The 3,300-nt window shown below is 64.3% G+C and carries 4 protein-coding genes; all 4 read left to right on the top strand.

From position 1 onward, the window contains the following. The coding region (locus tag AC1DYI_RS30285) for an NADH-quinone oxidoreductase subunit C (protein WP_477207825.1) at positions 1 to 211 on the top strand (211 nt) is incomplete at its 5' end. A gap of 1 nt (position 212) precedes the next feature. Then, positions 213 to 1,466, top strand: a complete 1,254-nt coding sequence (locus tag AC1DYI_RS30290; protein ID WP_477207826.1) for an NADH-quinone oxidoreductase subunit D — start codon at positions 213 to 215, stop codon at positions 1,464 to 1,466. After that, positions 1,463 to 1,993 (top strand): NADH-quinone oxidoreductase subunit NuoE family protein, encoded by a 531-nt coding sequence (locus AC1DYI_RS30295; RefSeq protein ID WP_477207827.1) that lies wholly within the window; start codon positions 1,463 to 1,465, stop codon positions 1,991 to 1,993. The genes AC1DYI_RS30290 and AC1DYI_RS30295 overlap by 4 nt, the downstream gene beginning before the upstream one ends. 4 nt (positions 1,994 to 1,997) lie before the next feature. Further along, positions 1,998 to 3,300 (top strand): NADH-quinone oxidoreductase subunit NuoF (nuoF, locus tag AC1DYI_RS30300; protein WP_477207828.1); only part of this gene is annotated, 1,303 nt, incomplete at its 3' end.

Here is a 3,300-nt window from a genome sequence, read left to right on the forward strand (position 1 = left end):
CATCTTCGAAGGTCATGCGGACCTGCGCCGCATCCTGACCGACTATGGCTTCATCGGCCATCCGATGCGCAAGGACTTCCCGGTCTCGGGCCACGTCGAGATGCGTTACGACGCCGAGACGCGCCGCGTCATCTACCAGCCGGTGACCATCGAGCCGCGCGAGGTCACGCCGCGCGTGATCCGCGAAGACAACTACGGCGGCCTGCACTGATATGGCAGAGATCAAGAACTACACGCTGAACTTCGGTCCTCAACATCCGGCTGCGCACGGCGTGCTGCGCCTGGTGCTCGAGCTCGATGGCGAGGTCATCCAGCGCGCCGATCCGCACATCGGCCTGCTGCACCGCGCGACCGAAAAGCTGGCCGAGAGCAAGACCTTCATCCAGTCGCTGCCCTACATGGACCGCCTCGACTACGTGTCGATGATGTCCAACGAGCATGCCTACTGCCTGGCAATCGAGAAGCTGCTGGGCATYGACGTGCCGCTGCGCGCGCAGTACATCCGCGTGATGTTCGACGAGATCACGCGGTTGCTGAACCACCTGATGTGGCTTGGCGCGCACGGCCTCGACTGCGGGGCGATGAACGTCCTGATCTACTGCTTCCGCGAGCGGGAAGATCTGTTCGACATGTACGAGGCGGTGTCGGGTGCTCGCATGCACGCGGCCTACTATCGCCCGGGTGGTGTCTACCGCGACCTGCCGGATGCGATGCCGCAGTACCAGGTCAGCAAGATCAAGAACGAGCGGGCAATCAAGAGGCTCAACGAGAACCGCCAGGGCTCGCTGCTCGACTTCATCGACGACTTCTGTACGCGCTTCCCTAAGAACGTCGACGACTACGAAACGCTGCTGACCGACAACCGCATCTGGAAGCAGCGCACGGTTGGCATCGGCGTCGTGTCGCCCGAGCGCGCGATGAACCTGGGCTTCAGCGGCCCGATGCTGCGTGGCTCTGGCATCGCCTGGGACTTGCGCAAGACGCAGCCCTACGAGGTCTACGCCAAGATGGACTTCGACGTGCCCGTCGGCGTGAACGGCGACACCTACGACCGTTACCTGGTCCGCACTGAAGAGCTGCGCCAGTCCAACCGCATCATCAAGCAGTGCGTGGACTGGCTGCGCAAGAATCCCGGCCCGGTCATCACCGACAACCACAAGGTGGCGCCGCCTTCGCGCGTGGACATGAAGTCCAGCATGGAAGAGCTGATCCACCACTTCAAGCTCTTCACCGAAGGCTTCCACGTGCCCGAAGGCGAGGCCTACGCGGCGGTGGAGCACCCGAAGGGCGAGTTCGGCATCTACCTGGTCAGCGACGGCGCGAACAAGCCGTACCGCCTGAAGATCCGCGCCCCCGGCTTCGCACACCTGGCGGCGCTTGACGAAATGGCGCGCGGCCACATGATCGCCGACGCCGTCGCGGTCATCGGCACCATGGACATCGTGTTTGGCGAGATCGATCGATGAGCTTGAGTGAACCCACCAAGGCGCCCGCGACGCCACTGCCAGCAGCGACGCTGGAGCGTTTCGCGAAGGAAGTCGCCAAGTACCCCGCCGAGCAGAAGCAGTCGGCCGTGATGGCCTGCCTGTCGATCGTCCAGCAGGAACAAGGCTGGGTGTCGATGGCAGCCGAGGCCGAGATCGCCGCGTACCTGGGCATGGCGCCGATCGCCGTGCACGAGGTCACCACGTTCTACAACATGTACAACCAGCAGCCGGTCGGCAAGTACAAGCTGAACGTCTGCACCAACCTGCCGTGCCAGTTGCGCAATGGGCAGACGGCACTCGAGCACCTGTGCAGCAAGCTGGGTGTCGAAGACGGTGGCACGACGGCCGATGGCCTGTTCACCGTCGCCAAGTGCGAGTGCCTGGGTGCCTGCGCGGATGCGCCGGTGATGCTGCTCAATGACCGTCAGATGTTGAGCTACATGCAGCCCGACAAGCTGGACGAGTTGGTCGCGATGATCCGCGCCGACGAAGGAAAGGCCGCCTGACGCCATGGCTCTCGATCTCTCGCGCTTCCAGGCCAGTGGCCTCGAAACCTGTTTCCACGATCGCCACATCGGCGCCCAGATCTACGCCGGCCTGACCGGCAAGAACTGGCGTCTGGCCGATTACCAGGCCCGCGGCGGCTACCAGGCCCTGCGCAAGGTGCTGGGCCTAGACGGCGGCGAGCCGATGACGCCCGAGCAAGTGATTGCCGAGGTCAAAGGCTCCGGCCTGCGTGGCCGAGGCGGTGCGGGCTTCCCGACCGGCCTGAAGTGGAGCTTCATGCCGCGCGCCTTCCCGGGCCAGAAGTACCTCGTCTGCAACTCAGACGAAGGCGAGCCGGGCACCTGCAAGGACCGCGACATCCTGCAGTTCAACCCGCACATCGTCATCGAAGGCATGGCCATCGCCGCCTACGCGATGGGCATCTCGGTGGGCTACAACTACATCCACGGCGAAATCTTCGGCACCTACGAGCGCTTCGAAGCGGCGCTCGAAGAAGCCCGCGCTGCCGGGTTGCTGGGCAACAAGATCCTGGGCAGCAACTTCAGCTTCCAGCTGCATGCCTTCCACGGTTTCGGCGCCTACATCTGCGGCGAGGAAACAGCGCTGCTCGAGTCGCTCGAAGGCAAGAAGGGCCAGCCCCGCTTCAAGCCGCCGTTCCCGGCGAGCTTTGGCCTGTACGGCAAGCCGACCACGATCAACAACACCGAGACCTTCGCGGCGGTGCCCTGGATCATCCGCAACGGCGGCCAGGCCTACCTCGACTGCGGCAAGCCGAACAACGGCGGCACCAAGATCTTCTCGATGGTCGGTGACGTCGAACGCCCGGGCAATTACGAGATCCCGATGGGCACACCGTTCTCGAAGCTGCTCGAGCTCGCCGGTGGCGTGAAGGGCGGCAAGAAGCTGAAGGCCGTGATCCCTGGTGGCTCGTCCGCCCCGGTACTGCCGGCCCACACGATGATGGACTGCACGATGGACTATGACTCCATCGCCAAGGCTGGCTCGATGCTSGGCTCGGGCGCSGTCATCGTGATGGACGACACCCGCTGCATGGTGAACAGCCTGCTACGTCTGTCGTACTTCTACATGCACGAATSCTGCGGCCAGTGCACGCCGTGCCGCGAAGGCACCGGCTGGCTGTGGCGCGTGGTCAACCGCATCGAACACGGCGAAGGCCGCGCTGATGACCTGACCCTGCTCGACAACGTCGCCGAGAACATCATGGGCCGCACGATCTGCGCGCTGGGCGACGCAGCGGCGATGCCGGTGCGCGGCATGCTCAAGCACTTCCGCGACGAGTTTGCCT

This window comes from Ideonella sp. P3_A4, assembly GCF_056403075.1.